Source organism: Facklamia sp. P12932 (assembly GCF_050409545.1).
GTDB lineage: Bacteria > Bacillota > Bacilli > Lactobacillales > Aerococcaceae > Facklamia.
In genome coordinates this window covers 84,141-105,227 of record NZ_JBNUPG010000005.1, presented here as the reverse complement: position 1 = coordinate 105,227, position 21,087 = coordinate 84,141, and the positions used below count along the sequence as shown (strand labels likewise).

General features: G+C 36.9%; 23 protein-coding genes and 1 pseudogene. 15 read left to right on the top strand and 9 right to left on the bottom strand.

Annotated features, from left to right (window positions below):
• Positions 1-3: 3 nt before the first annotated feature.
• Positions 4-789, bottom strand: coding sequence for an ABC transporter permease (locus tag ACQV2P_RS03900; RefSeq protein ID WP_428876276.1), 786 nt, complete (start codon positions 787-789; stop codon positions 4-6).
• Positions 786-1,760, bottom strand: coding sequence for an ABC transporter ATP-binding protein (locus ACQV2P_RS03895; protein WP_428874349.1), 975 nt, complete (start codon positions 1,758-1,760; stop codon positions 786-788). Before ACQV2P_RS03895 ends, ACQV2P_RS03900 begins: the two co-directional genes overlap by 4 nt.
• A 176-nt stretch (positions 1,761-1,936) precedes the next feature.
• Here ACQV2P_RS03895 and ACQV2P_RS03890 point away from each other — a divergent pair, with 176 nt between their 5' ends.
• The 5 genes and pseudogenes from ACQV2P_RS03890 (at position 1,937) to ACQV2P_RS03870 (ending at position 4,582) form a co-directional block, all read left to right on the top strand.
• Complete coding sequence (locus tag ACQV2P_RS03890) at positions 1,937-2,599, top strand: endonuclease III domain-containing protein (RefSeq protein ID WP_428882197.1); 663 nt, start codon at positions 1,937-1,939, stop codon at positions 2,597-2,599.
• A 58-nt stretch (positions 2,600-2,657) separates the two neighbouring features.
• On the top strand, positions 2,658-3,116 hold the full coding sequence (locus tag ACQV2P_RS03885) for a TspO/MBR family protein (RefSeq protein ID WP_428876277.1): 459 nt from the start codon (positions 2,658-2,660) through the stop codon (positions 3,114-3,116).
• 36 nt (positions 3,117-3,152) lie between these two features.
• Positions 3,153-3,515 (top strand): annotated as a pseudogene (locus ACQV2P_RS03880) (TIGR02328 family protein).
• A gap of 146 nt (positions 3,516-3,661) precedes the next feature.
• A complete protein-coding gene (locus ACQV2P_RS03875) occupies positions 3,662-3,880 on the top strand; it encodes an LOG family protein (RefSeq protein ID WP_428875164.1) in 219 nt (72 codons plus the stop codon).
• Positions 3,881-3,964: 84 nt separating this feature from the next.
• On the top strand, positions 3,965-4,582 hold the full coding sequence (locus ACQV2P_RS03870) for a DUF5052 family protein (protein ID WP_428875165.1): 618 nt from the start codon (positions 3,965-3,967) through the stop codon (positions 4,580-4,582).
• Positions 4,583-4,639: 57 nt separating this feature from the next.
• On the opposite strand, the gene ACQV2P_RS03865 is transcribed toward ACQV2P_RS03870, so the two are convergent.
• The 4 genes from ACQV2P_RS03865 to ACQV2P_RS03850 all read right to left on the bottom strand — a co-directional run bounded on the left by ACQV2P_RS03865 (position 4,640) and on the right by ACQV2P_RS03850 (position 7,502).
• On the bottom strand, positions 4,640-5,227 hold the full coding sequence (locus ACQV2P_RS03865) for a pyridoxamine 5'-phosphate oxidase family protein (RefSeq protein ID WP_428875166.1): 588 nt from the start codon (positions 5,225-5,227) through the stop codon (positions 4,640-4,642).
• A 91-nt stretch (positions 5,228-5,318) separates the two neighbouring features.
• A complete protein-coding gene (locus ACQV2P_RS03860; protein WP_428894644.1) occupies positions 5,319-6,320 on the bottom strand; it encodes a lipoate--protein ligase in 1,002 nt (333 codons plus the stop codon).
• A 6-nt stretch (positions 6,321-6,326) separates the two neighbouring features.
• Positions 6,327-7,253 (bottom strand): lipoyl synthase, encoded by a 927-nt coding sequence (gene lipA / locus ACQV2P_RS03855; protein WP_428875168.1) that lies wholly within the window; start codon positions 7,251-7,253, stop codon positions 6,327-6,329.
• Positions 7,254-7,502 carry a biotin/lipoyl-containing protein gene (locus ACQV2P_RS03850; protein WP_428873171.1) on the bottom strand — a complete coding sequence of 83 codons (249 nt, stop codon included), beginning with the start codon at positions 7,500-7,502 and terminating at the stop codon, positions 7,254-7,256.
• Positions 7,503-7,854: 352 nt separating this feature from the next.
• Between ACQV2P_RS03850 and ACQV2P_RS03845 the strand changes: the two genes are divergently transcribed.
• The 5 genes from ACQV2P_RS03845 to ACQV2P_RS03825 all read left to right on the top strand — a co-directional run bounded on the left by ACQV2P_RS03845 (position 7,855) and on the right by ACQV2P_RS03825 (position 11,548).
• Positions 7,855-9,189: a DUF2254 domain-containing protein gene (locus tag ACQV2P_RS03845; protein ID WP_428894643.1), complete on the top strand. Its 1,335-nt coding sequence runs from the start codon at positions 7,855-7,857 to the stop codon at positions 9,187-9,189.
• Positions 9,190-9,432: 243 nt separating this feature from the next.
• On the top strand, positions 9,433-9,750 hold the full coding sequence (locus tag ACQV2P_RS03840; protein ID WP_428894642.1) for a PTS sugar transporter subunit IIB: 318 nt from the start codon (positions 9,433-9,435) through the stop codon (positions 9,748-9,750).
• A gap of 1 nt (position 9,751) precedes the next feature.
• Positions 9,752-10,087, top strand: coding sequence for a PTS lactose/cellobiose transporter subunit IIA (locus ACQV2P_RS03835; RefSeq protein WP_428882194.1), 336 nt, complete (start codon positions 9,752-9,754; stop codon positions 10,085-10,087).
• Between the two features lie 131 nt (positions 10,088-10,218).
• Positions 10,219-11,076: a hypothetical protein gene (locus ACQV2P_RS03830; protein WP_428882191.1), complete on the top strand. Its 858-nt coding sequence runs from the start codon at positions 10,219-10,221 to the stop codon at positions 11,074-11,076.
• Positions 11,077-11,104: 28 nt separating this feature from the next.
• Positions 11,105-11,548: a pyridoxamine 5'-phosphate oxidase family protein gene (locus ACQV2P_RS03825; protein WP_428894641.1), complete on the top strand. Its 444-nt coding sequence runs from the start codon at positions 11,105-11,107 to the stop codon at positions 11,546-11,548.
• Positions 11,549-11,735: 187 nt separating this feature from the next.
• On the opposite strand, the gene ACQV2P_RS03820 is transcribed toward ACQV2P_RS03825, so the two are convergent.
• From ACQV2P_RS03820 to ACQV2P_RS03810, 3 genes are all read right to left on the bottom strand, one after another.
• Positions 11,736-12,713: a permease prefix domain 1-containing protein gene (locus ACQV2P_RS03820; RefSeq protein WP_428893084.1), complete on the bottom strand. Its 978-nt coding sequence runs from the start codon at positions 12,711-12,713 to the stop codon at positions 11,736-11,738.
• Positions 12,714-12,715: 2 nt separating this feature from the next.
• Complete coding sequence (locus ACQV2P_RS03815) at positions 12,716-13,042, bottom strand: PadR family transcriptional regulator (RefSeq protein WP_428873178.1); 327 nt, start codon at positions 13,040-13,042, stop codon at positions 12,716-12,718.
• A gap of 191 nt (positions 13,043-13,233) precedes the next feature.
• Positions 13,234-13,920 carry a phosphoribosylaminoimidazolesuccinocarboxamide synthase gene (locus ACQV2P_RS03810; protein ID WP_428873179.1) on the bottom strand — a complete coding sequence of 229 codons (687 nt, stop codon included), beginning with the start codon at positions 13,918-13,920 and terminating at the stop codon, positions 13,234-13,236.
• Positions 13,921-14,116: 196 nt separating this feature from the next.
• Between ACQV2P_RS03810 and uvrA the strand changes: the two genes are divergently transcribed.
• From uvrA to lgt, 5 genes are all read left to right on the top strand, one after another.
• A complete protein-coding gene (gene uvrA, locus ACQV2P_RS03805; protein WP_428875175.1) occupies positions 14,117-16,963 on the top strand; it encodes an excinuclease ABC subunit UvrA in 2,847 nt (948 codons plus the stop codon).
• Positions 16,964-17,151: 188 nt separating this feature from the next.
• Entirely contained in the window at positions 17,152-18,897 is a 1,746-nt protein-coding gene (locus ACQV2P_RS03800) for a DUF4097 family beta strand repeat-containing protein (protein WP_428873181.1), read from the top strand.
• Positions 18,897-19,190 (top strand): PspC domain-containing protein, encoded by a 294-nt coding sequence (locus ACQV2P_RS03795; RefSeq protein ID WP_428873182.1) that lies wholly within the window; start codon positions 18,897-18,899, stop codon positions 19,188-19,190. The genes ACQV2P_RS03800 and ACQV2P_RS03795 overlap by 1 nt, the downstream gene beginning before the upstream one ends.
• Before the next feature lie 122 nt (positions 19,191-19,312).
• Positions 19,313-20,254: an HPr(Ser) kinase/phosphatase gene (gene hprK, locus ACQV2P_RS03790; RefSeq protein WP_428873183.1), complete on the top strand. Its 942-nt coding sequence runs from the start codon at positions 19,313-19,315 to the stop codon at positions 20,252-20,254.
• Positions 20,247-21,080 (top strand): prolipoprotein diacylglyceryl transferase, encoded by an 834-nt coding sequence (lgt, locus tag ACQV2P_RS03785; RefSeq protein ID WP_428875177.1) that lies wholly within the window; start codon positions 20,247-20,249, stop codon positions 21,078-21,080. Before hprK ends, lgt begins: the two co-directional genes overlap by 8 nt.
• Positions 21,081-21,087 lie beyond the last annotated feature (7 nt).

Here is a 21,087-nt window from a genome sequence, read left to right as displayed (position 1 = left end):
CATTTAACCTCCTTGAATAACGAATTTAGATAGAGCATGTTGCATCAGCCACCAACCGGCCACCAACAGAAGAATCAGCCAAAAAGCTTGAGGAATGATAATATTCCAAGAGCTAATGTCTAGAGAATAGACTCTAAGAGGAATGTTTTGCATATAGGCGAAGGGTGTCCAATGGATAAAGGTTTGTAAAGGCTGGGGTAAAAAGGGTAATGGAATGATTGCTCCGGTTAGAAATTCCCCGATCGTAGCAACAATCACTCGAATTCCCACGTCCGTTAAGAAATAAAAGACACTAATATAGACTAACATTAAGAAGGCAATGATTAATAAAGTAGACAGAATCATCGTCACTATAAAAAGTAGGAGGTGGTTTGGCGGCAAAAGCTTATAAGGTTCTGGCAGAAAGCTTGCTACAATTATCATTGGCAAACACCGTAATAAAGTGCGAGCAATTCGCATGGCAAGGTTAGATATAAACCAATGGGGATAGAGACCGAGAGGACGCGTCAATTGATAGGCAACATTGCCTGAAATGATTTCTTCGAAGATAGTACGGTCATAAATCCATAAAGCAAACAAATTAAGACCGGCTTGTTGGATCCATATATAAGCGCAGACTTGTTCAAAAGTCATAGGTTGACTTTGTGCGTTGGTTTGATAAAAAGATTCGAACATTTTGATGAGAAGTAGGCCCCAAGCAAATTGGGTAAGAATACCTGCTAAAGCAGCCGTTCGATATTGAATGGCTGATTGAAATTGAATGCGAAATATTGCGCTATAAGTTTTCATAATTGATACTCCCGATAAAGCTGGATTACTAGGTGATCAAGGTTAGTAGCATGAGGGCTTATAGATTGTAAATCAAGATTTTGATTTAATAAAGCAATAAATTCATTTTTGGATAGAAGATCCGAATCAAAAGATAATAAAGCTTCTGATTCAGTCGCTTGATAAATTTGAATACCCGGGTGATGAGGTAGTCTTCCTTTATTAAATTCAATGTTCCAAATCTGTTTTTGTTGATTTTTGTTCTTTAATTCCTCCAGGGAACCGTCGAGCAGTATTTTTCCTTGACCAATCAATATAATCCGTGAAGAGAGTGCTTCAATATCTTGCATGTCATGCGTGGTTAAAATAACTGTTGTCTGTTCTTCTTGATTAAGATCGATAATGAATTTTCGAACAGCTAATTTAGAAACTGCATCTAAACCAATAGTAGGTTCATCTAGAAATAGAATGGCTGGCTGATGAATTAAAGCAGCGGCAATTTCACACCGCATTCTTTGGCCTAAACTGAGTTGTCTAACGGGAGTATCCAGTAAGTTTTCGATAGCTAAAGCATATGCTAACTTATCAATTTGTTGATGATAACGCTGTGGATCCACACGGTAAAGGTCACGGATCAGGTCAAAAGAATCCTTAACTGGTAAATCCCACCATAGTTGAGAACGTTGTCCAAAAACGACGCCGATATTTCTAACATGGTCTATCCTGTTTTTCCAAGGCGTTAGGCCCATTATTTGGCACTCACCAGTATCTGGATGGAGGATACCTGATAGGATTTTAAGTGTGGTACTTTTACCAGCTCCGTTTGGGCCAATATAGCCTATCATTTCGCCTTTTTTAACATTAAAAGATACTTGGTCTAATGCCTGATAGTATTCAGTCTCTCTCTTTAAATAAGATAAACCAGGCATTGAGGAGTGTTTTTTTCGTTTGGCTATTTTAAATTGTTTTGAAATGTTTTCAACCTGAATCATCTAATCTCTCCTAAGTTTTTTGATTATTTGAATTATATAGCTAGCGAACTAAAGAAGTAAAATTGAGCCTTTGAATTGTATAACAAGAAGCCTTTCAAGTCAACGAAGAGAAGGTTTTCAATCATAATCTGTTAATAAAGATGATATAATAGGTAAAAGTGGAAAGGGGTGGATCAATGACTTCTGTTTCCATCGAAAAATTGTATACTTATCTTCTGCAAGAAATGGGTCCCAGTGGTTGGTGGCCGGGGGATTCTAAATTAGAAATCATTTTAGGTGCTATTCTGGTTCAAAATACCAACTGGTCGAATGTTGATAAAGCCTTAACTCAATTAAAGCTGGCGACTGGGTTTGATCCGCAAAGGATTCTAAGGTTGGAAAGTAGTCAGTTAGAACAGCTGATTTATTCAGCTGGTTTTTATAAAAATAAAGCCCTAGCTATCCAAGCCGTTTTGAATTGGTTCCAAGAACACCAGTGGAATTATAGCCATATAGTAGAAAAATACGGATCTGATTTAAGAATAGAATTACTTAAGCTTCGAGGTATCGGCCAAGAAACGGCTGATGTCTTCTTAGTCTATATTTTTGACCAAGTCGCCTTTATTTCAGATGCATACGCTCGCAAGTTGTTTTCTTATATCGATCAAAAAGACTATAAAAGCTATCAGCAATTACATGCAGTCGTGCAAATGCCTGAATCATTCACTTATCTTCAAGCTCAAGACCTGCATGGACTGATTGATGAATTTGGTAAAAATTATTTAAAGGATCCTGTTAGGATGGAACGGATAGCTGGAGAGGTGAAGAAAAAGTTACTGTATTTTTATGATCGATGCTAAAGCATTTTAGTCGGAGATGAAGGGCTGTTAACTTATAATTTGAAAAAGGAGTGGTTTGATGAAAATTAAAAATTGGTTACTTGTAGGAGCTCCATTGGTCGGTGGAACAATTATTGGTCGTTTAACGGCCGATAATGCCAAAGCAGACTATGAAAAGTACAAACAGCCCCCATTTGCACCTCCCAAAGAGACTTTTGGCATTGTTTGGCCATTATTATATACCATGATGGGGATTGCCCGAATAATCATTGATGAAAGTAAAGAAAAAGACGAAGCCATTATTGCCTATCGAACGCAATTAGGCCTTAATTATCTTTGGTCACTCTTATACTTTAAGTATAAATATCGCGGCACCGCTGTAATTGAAAGCTTTTGTTTATTCACAGCTGTTCTAGTCACAGCCATTAAATTTTATCAAAAGAACACTTGGGCGGTATTACTCTTATTGCCCTATGTAATTTGGTCGGCTTTTGCTTCTTATCTTAATGGAGCTACTTGGTTCTTAAATCGAGATTAAGTGTCTTATTGCAATGAATAAATTAGGAGGGAAACAATGCGTTTATGGCATGAAGATTTGATTCCCTTATTACCTCGACAACAACTCTTAGGACAACATCGAGAATGTTGTGCCTTAAGAGGGAAGGGGTGGGGCAAGCCACATTCTACTGTAAACTATGTTTTTAGTTATCATCCCTATAAATTATACCAATACCATGTTTTAGTAATGGAAGAAATGATAGCCAGAGGCTATCAGCCGGATAGCCTCTGGCTAGATCCCAAATACCGTGGCAAATCAGCTCCGTCTTATAAGGATTTAGAAGAACGCTAATTAGATTGTCCCATCTATCCAGAACATGATGAAGTTTATCTTCAAGCTTGTTTGATGAATTTAAAGGATAAGGGGATTGCTATTTAAATAAAAAACAATTAAGACTGTTGCAAAAAATTTTCTTTTGAGAATAATTTTGTTTAATGGGCTAAGAATAACTATTTATTGACAAAAAATTAGTTATAATAGTAAATTGAAAAAGAGGAGGTAGACTATTAAAATAGTGGTTTATTGTGGTGCTTCCTAATGGAACAGGGATATCGGATGAAGTAGTGGAAGCCGTCTCTTGGAGTCGGGTGGGTCAAAACACGAATCCCTGTATATTCATGAATGTTAATGGTTATTACAATGGACTACAAAAAGTTTACCAACAAATGGTTGAAGAAGGATTTCTCTTAACGGAAGATTATAAGCAAATTGAAGGATTCATTAAAAACGAATCACGATTGTAAATAAGTGAAAATCAGCCTCTAGTACAAGTCGCTTAGTAATTGATTCTGGTAGAATAGATATACTATTAAGAAAAGGAGACTAAAATGAAAAACAAACACACTTTTAAATTATCTATCCTATTAATAATGGTTTTAGCTTTGACTGGCTGTCAGGCTATAAGTGAATTTGTTTCTGGCTTTAAACAAGATTTTATTGGTTTGACTATGACCGTCCAAACTTATGATGAGCAAGCCCAGATCATTGATTCTATGACGGGAAAATCAGTTTCAATTGAACGAGATGAAGAGTTCGATTCACAAACAGCTGAAGGCTCAACCAAAGCTGACTCACAGGTTTTAGATATTCAAATTGGTGGGCACACGATGACTCATGTAGGATCATCTTTGATTGCTGCTGAGAAGGGGTTAAATGACTTGACGATGGAGGTAGATAATCGCGTTGAACTTTATGATACGAGATCGAACCTTCCATTCATTTCGCGCTTACAGGACAATTTAGGCCAAACCTTTTTTGGTAAAAAGAAGACGATTATGGTGCGAAGCCAAAACGGAACACCTTTAGCCGTTTATTCAGGGAATAAGGTCTCCTATTTTAAAACGGATGTACCTAAGTCGACAGGACTCATAATAGATGGCAAGTATCTCTTTATTTACCGTTGTGATTACACGATCTATGACAATGAGTTACTCGAAAATAGTTAGTTATTTAAAGCGATTTTTGAAAATAAAAAAGAGGCGGACGTCAGTCACAGCCTCTTTTTAAACTTTCCATCCTCGGGCATGTTTCATTTCTTGCCCTTGATCATCATATTTCTTTCTTTTGCTCGAAAGGTGCTCTATTTCGATAGCATAGACTTGAACATAATCGAAAGCTGTGTCAATGGCTTTATCAACTAGTGAATAATGTTTAGGGACATATTTTTTGGCGATCAGACGTAAGGCCTTGAGCAATTCTTTTTCGTTAGTAACTTTGCGAATTTTACCATAGATAATGGCCGACTCAAATTCAGTAGTAAAAACAGTACGGGCTAAAGTGCCCCAAGCAGTGGGATCAGCAGCAATCGTTTCGACTTCGCTTTCGCTATATAGATTTGGAACCTGAACCTGTCCAACAAAAGTGACACAGACAGCCATACCGTCTTCAAGTAAATCAACCTTTTTACCGGCTCTTGCACTATGAAAATAGAGGGTTTGATTGTGACGTATCATTGACAAAGGAATTGCATAAGGATAGGGTTGATCGGGCATACTTAGTACACCGTATTGAGCTTGATCGATAACTTTTTCAGCAAAATCATTGGGCATGGCACGGTCTTGACGGCGCATGGCTTGATGGATATCAGACATTTGAGACCTTCTTTCTATGGAGGTAGAGGATAAAAGCGACTTCTAAAAGAAAACATCAGGGGGTTTAGACCTGATGTTTTCTATTGATAGCTTATAAGTCTTTGAATAGAGTGTCAATAATTTGTTGATTACTGATGTTGTGAATTAAATCTTGCGGATAGTTATCATTAAAATGGTCTTGCATGGTTTTTTTATTAAAGCTAATCCCTTTTACAGAATGCTCAAAACCCCTTAAATCGTGCGTGCTAAAGAAGTCTCCTTCAAAAAGGAGTGATTGAATGACACCTTTTTCCACTTTGCAATGAAGTTTGAGGAGACCTCCGGGTAATACCGCTTCGTTAACTAAAGAAAACGATGGATTACGGCCGAAGACCCACTCCCAGGACTCAAATTTTTCTTTTTTAAGTTTTTGAACGGCTAGTTCGTCTGCTTCACTAAGGTAGAAAGAGTTAGGCTGATCTCCTACTATTTGTTTAATCAAAGCTTCTTTAAAAGACAAGGCTGTCCAATCGTCTGGGCAGTAATTCTTAATATTAGTGGTTCGGACTTTCACAGATTTGATCCCCTTGGAAATTAATTTATGTTTAGCTGGATTGAGATAGTTTGCCATGGCTGTCAAGTCAGTCTCAAATAAAAGTGATCCATGATGCAGAATGGAATTTCCTTTAAAACATTGTGCATTGCCGGAAATCTTTTTACCATGAATCATTAAATCATTGCGGCTATTCATTTCAGCAGGGATTCCTAAACTTTGCAATGCCTGAATGATGGATTGCATGAAGCGTTCAAAATTAATTGCTTCATGCCGCTTGTCGCCTTGAGGACGAGGTGTGATAAAACTAAATTGCCAGCCACCTCGGTCGGTGAAGATAGTACCGCCCCCTGTATTACGTCGTGTAATAGCGACTTGATCTTTTTCTAGTTCTGGTAAGTTCAGTTCAACATATGCATTCTGGTAATTACCCAGCATGACTGTAAAATCGGTTTGCCAGATCATGAAAAGGTCTTCTTTTAAAGCTTTTTGGGTCATTAAGTATTCTTCTAAGGCAAAGTAATAGTTAGGATCAAGTGAATCAGTCGGTAAATATAACATGGGTCTTTATGCTTCTTCTTTGGCTAATTGAGCCACTAAGCTATTTTCAGCATCAAAGTTATGGTCAACACCGACGGCATCCAAGGATTCATGAGCCTTGTAGGAGCTTCTTACTTGAGGTCCAGAGGCTACGAACTTGAAGCCCTTTTTCATCCCCATTTTATTGTATCTACCAAATTGTTCAAGCGAAATATATTCTTCTAGTTTGTAATGCTTAGGGGAAGGCTGAAGGTATTGTCCAATTGTAAAGAAATCTACGCCTACCGCTAAACTATCATCCATAGCTTGAGCAACCTCTTCTTCAGTTTCACCTAAGCCTAGCATTATCCCTGTCTTTGTATAGATATGGGGTGCTTGTTTTTTAATATATTTTAAAACGTCAAGAGAACGTTCATAGGTAGCGCGGTGACGAATTCTTGGAGATAAACGCTCTACCGTTTCGATATTATGATTAATAATTTCAGGATTTGCTTCAATAACAAGGTCAAGACTTTCTTTGTTACCTAGGAAATCTGGTATAAGCACCTCGATCGTTGTGTCTGGGCATTTTTCTTTAACAGCACGAATTGTGCGAGCAAATTGTTCAGCTCCACCATCTTCTAAATCATCACGTGCCACACTGGTCACTACCACATGGCGAAGCCCCAGTGTTTTACAAGCATCGGCTAAGTTTTCAGGCTCCTTGTCATTCACTTCTTCCATATTGCCTGTCAGAATATCACAAAAACGACAAGCTCTTGAGCAATGGCTACCAAGGATCATGAAGGTGGCTGTACCATTTTTGTAGCACTCACCTAGGTTAGGACAGGTAGCTTCGGCACAAACGGTATTAAGTTGTAGGCTAGAAAGTAAGTTATTAACTTGATCGACGGATTCATTGTCAAAGCGGATACGTGGTTTTACTTGGGTTGATGAAGAGGCAGTGATTTTCATTTAAGCTTCCTCACTTTCTTCAATGGTCGCAATTAAATCACCAGCAGTCACTTTGTCACCTAGCTCTTGATGGATAGCTATTAGCTTTCCAGAAAAAGGCGACTCAATCTCATGAACAGCTTTATCGGTTTCGACTGAATATAATACTTCACCTTTTTGAATGCTTTGGCCAACCTCTGTGGTCCATTCAATAATGACCCCTGACAATACTTTTGAACTTAATTTTGGAAATACAATTTCTTTTTTCAAAATGACTCCTCCAATCAATTAATTTAAAGTTATTTCCTAGGAAATCTCTACGCTCCATTGTAGACATTCCGCTATAAATGTTCAATACTTTTCACAAAAATTTAATCCAGTTCTTGCCTTCCCACCCAAGTTCATAAAACCTAGCGTACAGGCATTTTTATACCAAATACACTTAAGTTCGTGAAAAAAATAATAAGAAAAGTCCGAAAGATTGTGATAAAAATTCAAGAACTAGGTCTTGATTAATCATCATAAAGAGAGGTAAGAATTTATTTTGTGAATGTCTACTTGTGGAATGGGTAAGAATGTTCTATTCTTAATGGAAGATAGAGTGAAATGAGGAAAGGTGCATATGATAGAAAGCTTAAAACTATATTTTGAAGATCAAAAATCTTGGTGGGTATTTGTTTATAATGTTATACTTGCTTTCTTTTTAGCGGTACTTGTTATGTTAATGGATGTGCGCTATTGGGGAGACCTAGATGCGCTACCGAGTGTGTTACTAACCAGTCAAAACTTTGCGCAAATGATATTAAGTTCTTTAGCAGGCTCCCTTTTTGCTGTGGCAACTTTTACTTTTGCTACCATGCTGAGTGTGATGTCCTATTATACTTCTAGTTTTGGGCCGCGAACAATTGAAAATTTTCTTTTTCGTAAATCGTCTACTCAAACTTTGGGTATTTATTTAGGTGGTTTTGTTTATTGCCTGGTTTCCTTATTTTTCATGCGCGAATCTCAAGGCGAATATTTAGTGATGTCGGGGACAGTGGCTTTAATGTATGGGATTACAAGTGTTTTATACTTTATTCGTTTTGTTTTTGATATCTCACAATCTGTTCAACACAATCAGGTCATTAAAGGACTATTTGAAAGAGCTTCAAAAATTATCTCGGAAAATAAAGCCTTTTTTGAAGCAGCAACATTTGTGGACCAATTGCCTTCTATTAAAGGGGCAGCCAGTCAAAGTGTGCAGTCTTTGAAACAAGGTTATCTAGATTTTGTCGATATTGATCGTTTATTTGATTTAGCAAAAGAATGTAAATGTGTGATTGTTTTGAAGGTTAGAAATGGTGATTTTGTAGGTAAAGGAGCTGTTTTAGCTGAGGCTTATTCTTTGAAGAAACAAAAAGATTGGGAAAAGTTTGAAGAGAAATTGAATCGGTCTTTTATTTTTCAACACGAACCTTCTTCTATGTACAATCCTGATTTTGCTCTTTCGAAGTTAACAGATATCGCTTTGCGGAGTGCCTCACCTTCTATAAATGACCCCAACACCATTAGTCATGTTTTTCGTTACCAGTCCATTTTATTAGGTGAATTAGGGCAAGCTCCGGCCAGGTATGCAGTCTATTTAGAAGAAATAGAATTACCTTCGTCACAAACACTAGAAGTAGGCGTTTGTTATGACTACTGCCCTTTTCAGAAGATTCTATTCCAAAATTTTGGTCAATTGGTTCAGTATATTAATCAAGACGCCTATTTAATTCGTGATCTTTATGAAGCCTTATATTTCATTGGCCTTAATTCTTCTCATAAGCATCAAGAGGTTATTAAAGGGTTTATATCATACTTATCAAATAAAATAACCGACCATTTTGAGTCTGAATATGACCAAAGAATGTTTAACGAAGTGATGGAACCTATTGCTAGGTTAAGGCCTAAAGAAACTGAGAAAAATGAGGAATAAAGGTGTAAAAAATTGCTGTAATTTGTTAGACTATTGGTGTGAGCAAAGATTTTAGTTTTTTAATGAGGCCGATCACAACGAATCAGCTTTATCAGTTTTAATGTGCGATTAAAAGACACCGTTAGTAAATAATGGCACTGTTTATCAAAAAAAAGCATAAAGCCGTTGAAAACGCTTAAATAATCAGCTAATATAGATTCTATAAGAGTAATTATTTGTGATTTATTATATGGAGGGTGACTAATGAGTAAAAAAACAATTATGTTGGTGTGTGGTACTGGAATGTCTACAACCATGTTGGTTAATAAGATGAATAATATTGTAAAGACTGAAGAACTAGATTATGAGATTATTTCATCTTCGGTCCATGAAATGGAAGATTATGTAAACAATGAAAATATCGATGTCTTATTATTAGGACCACAAGTTTCTTATTTATCAGAAGGTTTGTCTAAACGCTATGCTCCAAAGCAAATCATTGTTGAAAGTATTGATAAAAATGATTACGGCTTAGCAAACGGTAGAAAAGTCTTGTTGCAAGCCGAATCGCTTTTAGACTAAAATGAAAGTAGAAGAAGTACAAGAAATTGCCATGCTAATGATTGCCAATGGTGGCGATGCGCGCAGTCAATCAATGGAGGCTATCCGCTTTGCTAAAGAAGGCAATTTTGATTTGGCTCAGCAGAAGTTCGCATTAGCCCAGGAGTCAATCTTAACTGCTCATCAATTGCAGACAAAGTTATTGGTAGGCGAAGCTCAAGGGAATAGCTCGGAATTATCTTTATTAATGATTCATGCCCAAGACCACCTGATGAACGCAATGACTGTTAACGATATGGCAAAAGAAATCGTCGATTTATATCAATTAATCCTACCGAATCATAAAAACTTTAAATAAATATTTATTTAAACCTTCTTTTTCTTTAAGAAGGTTTTTCCTTTCCATGGGAGAAGTTCACCAGCCCTATGTTGAAGCTAGCAGCGATAATTGATAAAATAAAGAATATCAAAAATGATAGGAGTGGTTAGATGTTATCTGAATCGATTCAAAGATTAAAAAGACATTATGGCTATTTTATGGGGACTATTCTTATTGCAACTGTAGGATCCTCCGTAATCAATAGAATTCTCAATATGTTCTCTCCGGTTAATGATCAATTGAATACATTTATTACCAGTGTTAATGAAACGATGACACCCGATCAATTAGTTCAATTTAGTCAAGATTTTTTTAAAGCACAATATACAGGTGTAGGAGGCTTAATAGCCTTAATCACTATGATATTATCGGTATTCCTACGCATTATGCAAAGAAGATCCTATTTTCAAAAGCTAAATTTTCCTGAAATGCGAATAGCAGATTCAGCTTTCTTTCATACCTCTCCTGTAAAAATCATTACACTTCCGATCAAGTCATTTTTTGCCAATGTCTTGGGTTGGATCGCCGGGTTCTTACTATTATTTGTTTCTGGCTTGATATTTTTTCAACTAAGCCAATATGGCAATACGGCTAGCTTAGTTTTTGTTTTGATATTTATGCTGTTGGCATTGGCCTTAAGCGTGTTTTTAGTACCTATTTCATATCTAATAGCATATGATGTGGAAGGCAAGTATAATTTCTGGGCAACCTTTACTAAAAGTTTAACGGTAGCTAAAAATAATTTTGGCCGAATCGCAAAAAGCCTAATAGTTATTCTTTTAATCTTTATTGTCTTTTTTATTTTGATAGGTCTTCTAGGCTTCGTTATGATGGATGGAGTTGGAGCGATTGTTACTGTAGGGTTGTTAGGGCTTCTAACAATAATTGGGTTAATTTTTTGGGTAGGTCCTTTAGTTGAAGTGTATATGGCTCAAACTCTAAATCATATTTTTAACAGAGAATATTAATTTCAATTGTTTTTTAAGGAGAAAAAAGATGAACATCGAAAAAATTATGGATATATTTCAAAATGATATGAAAGTCGCTGTGCTAGCAACGGTTGACAATGAAAATAAACCGCATGCTCGACATGTTCATGTTGGTCTAGCAAACGATAAAGGAATCTTTTTCATGACCAATCCTAAAACAAAACTTTATCAACAACTCCAAGACAATAAAGCTGTTGCAATGACAGCTATGAAGGAAGAAGATTATTTGATTCAGGTGATTCGGATTGAAGGGAAAGTACGAGAGTTAGGTAAAGAAAAATTAACAGAAATTTTAGGTAACAATCCTTATGTCGAAATAGTTTACCCTGATCAAGCAGATCAAGTGGGTGCCCAAGTGTTTCAAATATATGAAGGTAAAGGCTTCTACCACTCAATGACTCAAGGTCATAAGTATGAGTTTGAAATTGGTGGAAAATTATCTAAGATGTAATGATAAAGCCCTTTGAAAATGTAGAAGTTACATTTTCAAAGGGCTTCACTAATTGTTCAATTAGAAAGAATGCTGGAGGGATCTTGCTCTCAGTCAAAGATAGGTGGAGCTATACTTTATTAAAGCCAAAATCTCTCAAAGGTAAAGATTTTTTCATATAGCTATTTAGTAATCGAAGTGATTTTATTTAATCGGTTTTTAATCCTAACAAATGTTTTAAAAGGTCCTCTATTACGCTAGCAATTATAAAGGTCACCCAAGAAATTGCCCAAGCGCTACTGATAAACGACCAGAGAAAATAAATAACAGTGACCAATGGCCAGTATATATCATCAAATATTTTATCTGTTTTTTTAAGACGCTCTCGACTGTTGATTTCTTGAGGGCTAACCTGTGATGAAAGGCCAGATTCCAATAACTTTTTATAAGTTGATTGATTTCCTCCTAAATAGATGAAAAGGAAGACTGCGCTAGCAACACAGATCAAGAGTCCGGAAATAGTCAAATCTGCTAGACTAGTTGCTACATTTAGACTGTCAACTATAACGATAGGTATAATGGGTAGAAGAATTAAGGCGATACCAGCAATGAATCCATAAGAGCTAACTTTCTCTTGTTGTTTCAAGTCGTTTTTTAGTTGCCTTTCTAAGTTCTTAGATAAACGATATTCTCCCTTAGCTACTTTTTTTGGTTTGCCATTAAATTGGCTAGCTGTTACATAGAAACCAACAGCAATTACAATTGACACTATGATGATACTAATTCCGAAGCTATCGGCTAAGGTGCTGTTTTCACCTAAGACACTTTCTAAAGTCATGAAGACTGATGAAGAGGCAATCATCAAAAAGGTACCGAGGGCTGTTAATAAATTTGACTTGGTGCTATTGGTAATAAAAGCATTGATTTCTTCTTCTGTGAGTAAGGGATAGTGTGGCAGTTTGTTTTTATCTTGTGTTTTGAATTGATAAGCATCAATCAGTTCCTCAATACTGCCAAATTCAGTAATCACTTTACCAACGGCTTCATGCTCACTCAGACCTGAATCAATTAAGTCTTGGTATTTGTCTTCCATATTTGCCAAGATTTCTGCCTTCAGTTGAAGCATTTCATCATTGACTTCAATCTTGTTAAACATAGAATCAAGATAGGTTTTTATTACGTCCATAATTAAGCTCCTTTAATAATATTTTCCACGATTGCTTTAACGATTGTCCATTCTTTGACTTTATCTTGTAAGACTTCTTTCCCTTTTTGCGTTAATCGATAGTAGGTTCTTGGACGACCATTTGTTTTCTGGCCGGGATAGTCTTCGATTAAACCATCTTTTTTTAAGCGGTTAAAAATGGAGTAAAGAGTTGTTTCTTTCATGATGTATTTTTCATTGGATAAATGAGAAATTGTTTTGCCAATTTCATAACCATAGGAATCACTCTTATCTAAAATAGCTAGGATGAAAAGGTCGTTATACCCTCTAAAAATATCACTATTTATCAATGAATCACCTCACTCTTTTTACTGTATCTGATGGAGTATTTAAATTATAAAACAATTACTACGGCAGATAAAGTAGTTTTTTAAAAAATCAGACCATAGTCCTAGGAAAATAGGAATAAAACAAGCGCCTCTCGATTATTTAATCGAGAGACGCTTTGATTTTATTATTTGGCTTAGATTTAAAATAGGAATTAAGCTTTAAATAGTAATTGGTGTAATTTCAATGGTTCAATATATTGGCCGTCTTTATAGACACGCATATTACCACCAGAGATTTCATCAATTAGGACAACTTCATCGTTGTTTTGTAAAGTACCAAATTCAAACTTAATATCATAAAGATCAAGACCATGAGCTTTTAATTCATCAGATACAATGGTTGTAATTTGACGAGTGAGCTCAACGGTGCGGTCTACTTGTTCAGCGGATAAAATATCAAGAACAACTAATCCGTCTTTAGTGATTGGTGGATCTTGACGATCATCATCTTTAATTGTGAACTCCACGTATTGAGGAAGATCACTGCCTTCTTCAATATAATCACCGTAGCGACGGAAGAAAGAACCCACTGCTTTTTGGCGGCAAATCACTTCTAAACCTTTACCAAACACTTTAGCAGGCTTAACCTCCATTGTTTGTTCATCCATGTTTGCATTAACAAAGTGTGTTGAGATTCCAGCTTGATGGATTTTATCAAAGAAAAATTGAGACATTTCTAAACCAGCACGACCAACGCCTTCGATAGATAGACCAACAGAGTTCGCCCCAGGGTCAAAGACACCGTTTTCTCCAGTGACATCGTCTTTAAATTTTAAGAGGTAGTTTCCATTTTCCAAGGAGTAGACGTCTTTTGTTTTGCCTTTATAAACTAATTGCAATTTCAACACCCTTTCTTATTAACATAAGTTAATTTTAGCACACCCCTATCTTAAGGAGTATAAAAAGTTAGATGAATAAACGAAATTCCAGTTAAACGTTCGGGAAAACATACGAACAAATTTTCTGGTTTAGAAAGTGACCTGTGTTATAATGAGGTGAAGAGTTTTTTTACGGACAGAGAAGAGAGGGATTATTTTGACTAAAGATAAAATTACCATCAAGGGTGCAAGAACCCACAATTTAAAAAATATAGACATAGAAATACCTCGTGATCAATTAGTTGTAGTGACTGGATTATCGGGGTCTGGCAAGTCATCACTTGCCTTTGATACCCTATATGCAGAAGGCCAAAGAAGGTATGTAGAAAGTTTGTCAGCCTATGCACGTCAATTTTTAGGGCAAATGGATAAACCGGAAGTCGATTCGATTGAGGGTCTGAGTCCCGCCATTTCAATTGATCAAAAGACAACCAGTAAGAACCCGCGCTCAACCGTAGGAACAGCTACTGAAATTAATGATTTTTTACGTTTGCTTTATGCCAGAGTAGGGACTCCCTACTGTCCTCGTCACAACTTACCCATTGTTAGACAATCTGTTGAACAGATGGTGGATCGCTTATTGGAATTACCAGATCGCAGTAAAATTCAAATTCTTTCACCACTTGTAAGGAATCAAAAAGGGCAGCATAAAAGAGTGTTGGAGCAAGTAGCTAAAGAAGGTTATGTTCGTGTAAGAGTAGATGGAGAAATATTTGATTTAACCGAAGTTCCCGAACTTTCAAAAAAAGTCAGTCATACTATTGAAATTGTGGTCGATCGAATTGTGATTAAAGAAGGGATTCGATCTCGACTTTATGACTCCGTTGAAACAGCAGTGAATGCTTCTAAAGGTTATTTAGTTGTAGATGTAATTGATGGAGAGGAACTTTATTTTAATGAGCATTATACTTGTCCATACTGTGATTTTTCTATTGAAGAGTTAGAACCAAGACTTTTTTCTTTTAATGCACCCTTCGGTTCTTGTCCGGCTTGTGATGGTTTGGGTGCTCGTTTAACTCCTGATGAAGATTTAATTATTCCTGATCCAACCTTAACTTTGCGTGAGGGAGCCTTTTTACCTTGGGGCAAAGAAGGTTCGGGCTACTATGCTTCTATGCTAGAACAATTTGCTAAAGCTTACGGTATCCCAATGGACCTTCCTTATGAAGAATTAACCAAGGACCAACAAGAAGCGCTCAAATATGGGCAACCTAACTTTCACTTTAAATTTACCTTTGAACCCATGCACGGTGGTAAGAAGCGAACGGTTGATCAGACATTTGAAGGGATCTTTAATAATGTTGAAAGACGCTATAATCAAACAAGTTCAGATTATATGCGAGATGTTTTGCGTAATTATATGCAAGAGTTAGAGTGTCCAACTTGTAGAGGTCAACGCTTGAACGAAAAAGCTTTAAGTGTAAGAGTGGCTGATAAAAATATTGCTCAAGTGACAGCATTGTCTATTGATATGGCAAAAATACATTTTGAAAATATACAATTTGATGAGCATGACTTGATGATTGCTCAACCGATTATGAAAGAAATCAATGATCGTTTGACTTTTCTAGATAATGTGGGATTGGAGTATTTGACACTCGATCGAATTGCAGGCTCGTTGTCAGGAGGAGAAGCTCAAAGGATTCGTTTAGCTACCCAAATTGGCTCGCGACTAAGCGGCGTGCTTTATATACTGGATGAACCTTCAATTGGCTTGCATCAACGAGACAATGATCGCTTAATTCATTCATTAATGGAGATGCGTGATTTAGGGAACACCCTAATTGTTGTTGAGCACGATGAAGAGACCATGTTAGCAGCTGACTACCTAATCGATATTGGGCCTGGTGCGGGCGATCAAGGAGGAAAAATTGTAGCTGCTGGAACCCCTCAAGAGGTAATGGGGAACCCTGACTCTCTTACTGGTAAATACCTAAGGGGCGAAAAAGGGATTGTTGTGCCTAAAAAACGTAGACAGGAAGACTTAGGTTGGATTGAGGTCAAGGGTGCTCGTGAAAACAATTTAAAAAATATCGATGTTTCTTTTCCAATTGGTCGCTTAACTTGTGTGACTGGCGTTTCCGGTTCTGGCAAATCGTCCTTAGTGAATCGCATCTTAAAAGTTGCCTTAGCTAAGCGGTTAACCTCTACTCAGGAAAGACCGGGTAAATTCAAAGATATCAGTGGATTTGAAGAGCTAGAAAAAGTGATTGAAATTGATCAAAGTCCAATTGGTCGAACTCCAAGGTCTAACCCGGCAACCTATACTTCTGTTTTTGATGACATTCGTGCATTATTTGCGAATACTAATGATGCTAAAATTCGCGGTTACAATAAAGGAAGATTTTCATTTAATGTCAAGGGAGGACGTTGTGAATCTTGTGGTGGAGCAGGTATTAAGAAAATTGAAATGCATTTTCTCCCAGATGTTTATGTTCCGTGCGATGTCTGTCATGGCGCCCGTTACAATTCAGAGACACTCGAAATTAAATTCAAAGGACAATCGATAAGCGATGTCTTAAATATGACAGTCGATGAAGCAGTGGAATTTTTTGATGCGCATCCAAAGATAGCGCGCAAAATGAAAACGCTGCAAGACGTAGGTTTAGGCTATATCCAGTTAGGACAATCGGCAACCACTTTATCGGGTGGAGAAGCACAGCGAATGAAATTAGCCGCTGAACTTCATCGTGTTTCCAATGGCAAAACGCTTTATATTTTGGATGAACCGACTACTGGATTACATGTTCATGATATTGTTAAATTAATGAATGTTATTAATCGATTAGTAGAGGCTGGCAACACGGTAGTTATTATTGAACACAATCTTGATGTAATTAAAACGGCAGACTATATTATTGATATGGGGCCCGAAGGTGGTAGTCACGGAGGTCAAGTAGTGGCTGTTGGTACTCCGGAAGAAATCGCTAGAAAACGAAAGAGTCATACTGGCAAATTTTTAAAAGATATTTTGAAGCGCGATAAAGATAAGGGTTTTCGATAATAGAGAGCATAGGCTGGGAAACTAAGACGTCCGGCCTATGCTTTTTTAATAATAACCGCTATCCTAATAACAGGAATCAGATAACGATTTCTTTAAAAACAAATATCAGCCTAGGGACCTATGATTAAAGAGTAATTAACTAGCATAATAGAAGATGAAGAGGGTCAGTATAAATTAGGAGGATTATTATGAACGAGAAAGAAAGAATTATCGAATTAGTTAGACAAAAAATTATATCTATGGATGAAGCCTTAAGATTACTTGAAGCAGGTGGTATGGCAAACGATTCATCAGAACCTACTGAGGATAGCGCTAAGACAAAAGACACTAAAATTGAGAGCAAGACATTGGTAAAAGATGACCTCAACCGCCTGGTTCGTTCAATGGTAGATCAAGCAGTGAATGCAGGGACAAGTGTAGTGAAAGAAGTAGCTCAAGCAAGCAATCAAGTCGTTAAAGAGGTCAATGATTCACTGGAAAACCGTAAAGAAACAAAAGACAGACCTTCTTTTAAAGAACAGACCAGTGATCAAGAAGAACATGCTTCTTATCAAGCAAAGGCTGAAGCTTTTGAAACAAAAGGGCAGGCCATTCAGCAAGAAATTGAAGAGGTTAATGAGCGACTTCATCAATTTAATGAAGAAAAGATTATTATCCAACAGCGGTTAAGAGAACTAGAAATTCTGGCTGAAATTGAAGAACTGACCACTGAGATGAAAGATCAGGTCAAAGATTTTACCTTACAAGAAAGAGCGATTGACAGTGAAATTAAACATTTAGAACAGCAAGTCGAAGGACTTTATGATCAGCAAGAGGATCTATATGAAGAATGTAAAGAAAATCAACAAGCTGACCCTGAATTTAAACGGTTTATTTCTAATTCCACCCAAGTTCTTACTGAGCAAGCGCACCAATTTAAAGAAGAAGCAAGCAGAGAAGGTAAACGCCTTGGCAAGCAAGTGAAGGATCTGATAAAATCCTCACTCAATAATTTCACCACTAAGGATGTTAATGTATCTTTCAATGTGCCTTGGATTAAGAGTCAAGTATTAGACCATACTTTTTCCTTTGATGGAGCAACTTTAACAGCGATGGATTTTAATGTATTAAATGGTGATTTACAAGTAGAATTCCATGAAGGCGACGACATTTTAGTAGAGGCTGCTATTAAGCTGATGGGTGGACAAGATAAGCTAACGGTTGACTTGTTCAAAGAAAAAGTAACTATAACCACCATTGAAAATAAATTGGTTTTTCATGTGGATGCTATGAATTTAGCTATGGATGCCAAGATCAGCTTGCCTCATAAGCTATATCATTCAGTTGTTTTAAATACCCTTAATGGAGATATAAGAGTCAAACAAATGGAAGTAAACAATCTAATCATTTCTAGTAAGCGAGGAGACATCCGTCTTGCTGATACCAAGGCAGATGAAGTGAATATTGACACAAAATTAGGAGATGTTAAACTTAAAAACATCTCAACTGATATATTAGGTTTGAATCTAGTCAATGGTGATGTAAAAATTAAAAACTCAACCATCCAAACAACTAGTCTTAAAAATATTAATGGAGACTTCCGAATTGTTGGACCAGTTGGTAATATTAAGGCCAGTACAGTTAATGGAGATTGTTACATTACTAAAAAAGATATCGAACCAGCTAACATCTCACTTTCAGCTGTTCATGGCGACCTTAAAGTCAGCTTACTAAAAGAACAGGCTTTCACCGCAAGAGGTAATCTCTCTGAAGGACAAATTAAGCATCGAATGTCTGGCTTAGACCGACAAGAAATTTTTGATGGTGGTAAATCATTTATATACAATCGTCCCGGTCATCTGGATCAGAAAGAAGTTCAGATTGATGCAAGTATTACCTTTGGAGATTTGTACCTAAAAGATGGAGATTCTGAGACAGGAAAGGAAGGTAAATAATGCAACGATTAACACGCTCATCATCCGATCGCCGCATTTTTGGTGTTTGTGGTGGTATAGCAGAATACTTTAATATTGATTCGACTTTAGTCCGTTTAATTTTTCTGATTGCTATGTTTTCAGCAGGAGTGGGTTTTTTCCCATACATTTTAATGGCGGTTATTATACCCTATGATTATCAAGTTGGCAAACCCTCTTTACGTCGTAAAGGAAAGAAATATTCAGAAACTAATTCTCATCAGGTGATTAAAGATATTACTCCTCAAGATGACGATAACTGGAGTGACTTTTAGAAAAATAAAACGAGCCCTCATCTTATTAGGTGAGGGCTCATTTTTAATGATAGCGCCATTTGCTAGTCAGAAGGCTCTTTCTATGATACCATTTTAGAGAAAAATGAATGGAGGATCGGACCGTGGGAAAATATGTGACAGTCCAAAAATTAACTGAAACTTTAGATGTGGAGATTGTCTATGGTCATGAACATGTCGATAAGAAAATTGTTTCCAGTGAAGTTTCAAGACCAGGACTTATTCTGGCAGACTTCAAAGAATTCTATCCGAGTGATCGGATTCAATTAATCGGTCGAACAGAAACAGCTTATTTAGATACCTTGACTAGCCAAGAACGTATTGAGAAATTCCGCTCTATCTGTCGTGAAGATACGCCTGCTATTGTAGTCGCTCGAAAAATATCTATACCTTCAGAACTTATTTTAATAGCTAAAGAACGTCAGGTGCCACTACTTTCAGCTCGTTCTCGTACTAGCCGGGTCTTGGCAAATCTAACCAATTATTTAGAAGGACAATTAGCAGAGCGTTTTTCAAAGCATGGAGTCTTTCTTGAAGTATTTGGGATGGGAGTCTTGTTAACAGGCACCTCTGGAGTCGGCAAATCAGAAACCGCTTTAGAGTTGATTCAAAGGGGTCACCGTCTAGTAGCCGATGACCGAGTAGAATTTTTTATGGTGGATGAGCTAACCCTAATTGGTGAAGCGCCGGAAATTCTACAAAACTTATTAGAAATTCGTGGCTTGGGAATTGTTGATGTAATGAGTCTTTATGGAGTCTCGGCCATTGTACGTTCTAAAAAGTTAGAATTAATTATCGAGATGGTATTAGATGATGGACAAATTGAATATGATCGTTTAGGGTCTGGTCAACAATACGACCGGATTTTTGATGTTCAAATCCCAAGAACGAGAATACCGGTAAAAACAGGACGGAACTTAGCAGCTATTATTGAAGCAGCCGCTATGAATTTCAGAGCCAACAGTATGGGCTTTGATGCTACAGATGCCTTTAATGCTAAATTAGATGCTTTGATCATGTCTAATCGTGAGGTGACTAATGATTAATTCTTTCGGCTCAATTTTTATGAAGATAGATCGCATCGCCTTTCATATTGGAAGTTGGCCTGTCTATTGGTATGGGCTAATCATTGGTTTCGGAATGTTATTGGCCTATTTCTTATATATAAGGGAAGTTAAACGTAAAGGGGCCGATCCAGATAAGGCCTTTGATCGCCTTTTTTGGGCAATTATCATCGGTTTTATAGGGGCTAGAATTTATTATGTAGCCTTTTCTTGGCAGTCCTATCAAGATAATTTGTTGAGTGTTTTTGCTATTTGGAACGGTGGTATTGCAATCTATGGCGGAATTATTGCGGGCTTTCTAACCTTAATATATTTTATTCGTAAAGATAATTTAAATGCAGCATTAGAAATGGACATGGCAGCACCTGCCTTGATGTTGGCACAAATTGTTGGGCGGTGGGGTAATTTTATTAACCAGGAGGCTTACGGAGGGATTGTGAGTCGCTCCTATTTAGAAAATTTAAGATTACCTACTTTTATCATTGATCAAATGGAAGTCCAAGGGCAATATCGTCAACCCACCTTCTTATTTGAGTCTTTATGGAACTTTATCGGTCTTGTTTTAATTATGACGATAAGAAGGAAGCGTTTCTTAAAAGAAGGAGAAGTCGCAAGCTTTTATGCAGTTTGGTACGGTATAGGTAGAGCTTGGATTGAAGGTTTACGAACAGATAGTCTTTATTGGGGACCTTTTAGAGTCTCACAAGTTTTTTCGTTAATTATCGTTGTAAGTGCTATTTCAATTATGATTTATCGAAGAGTCCACTTGACACTTCCCTTCTATAAGGAATCAGATATTGCAAGATAAGGAGAAA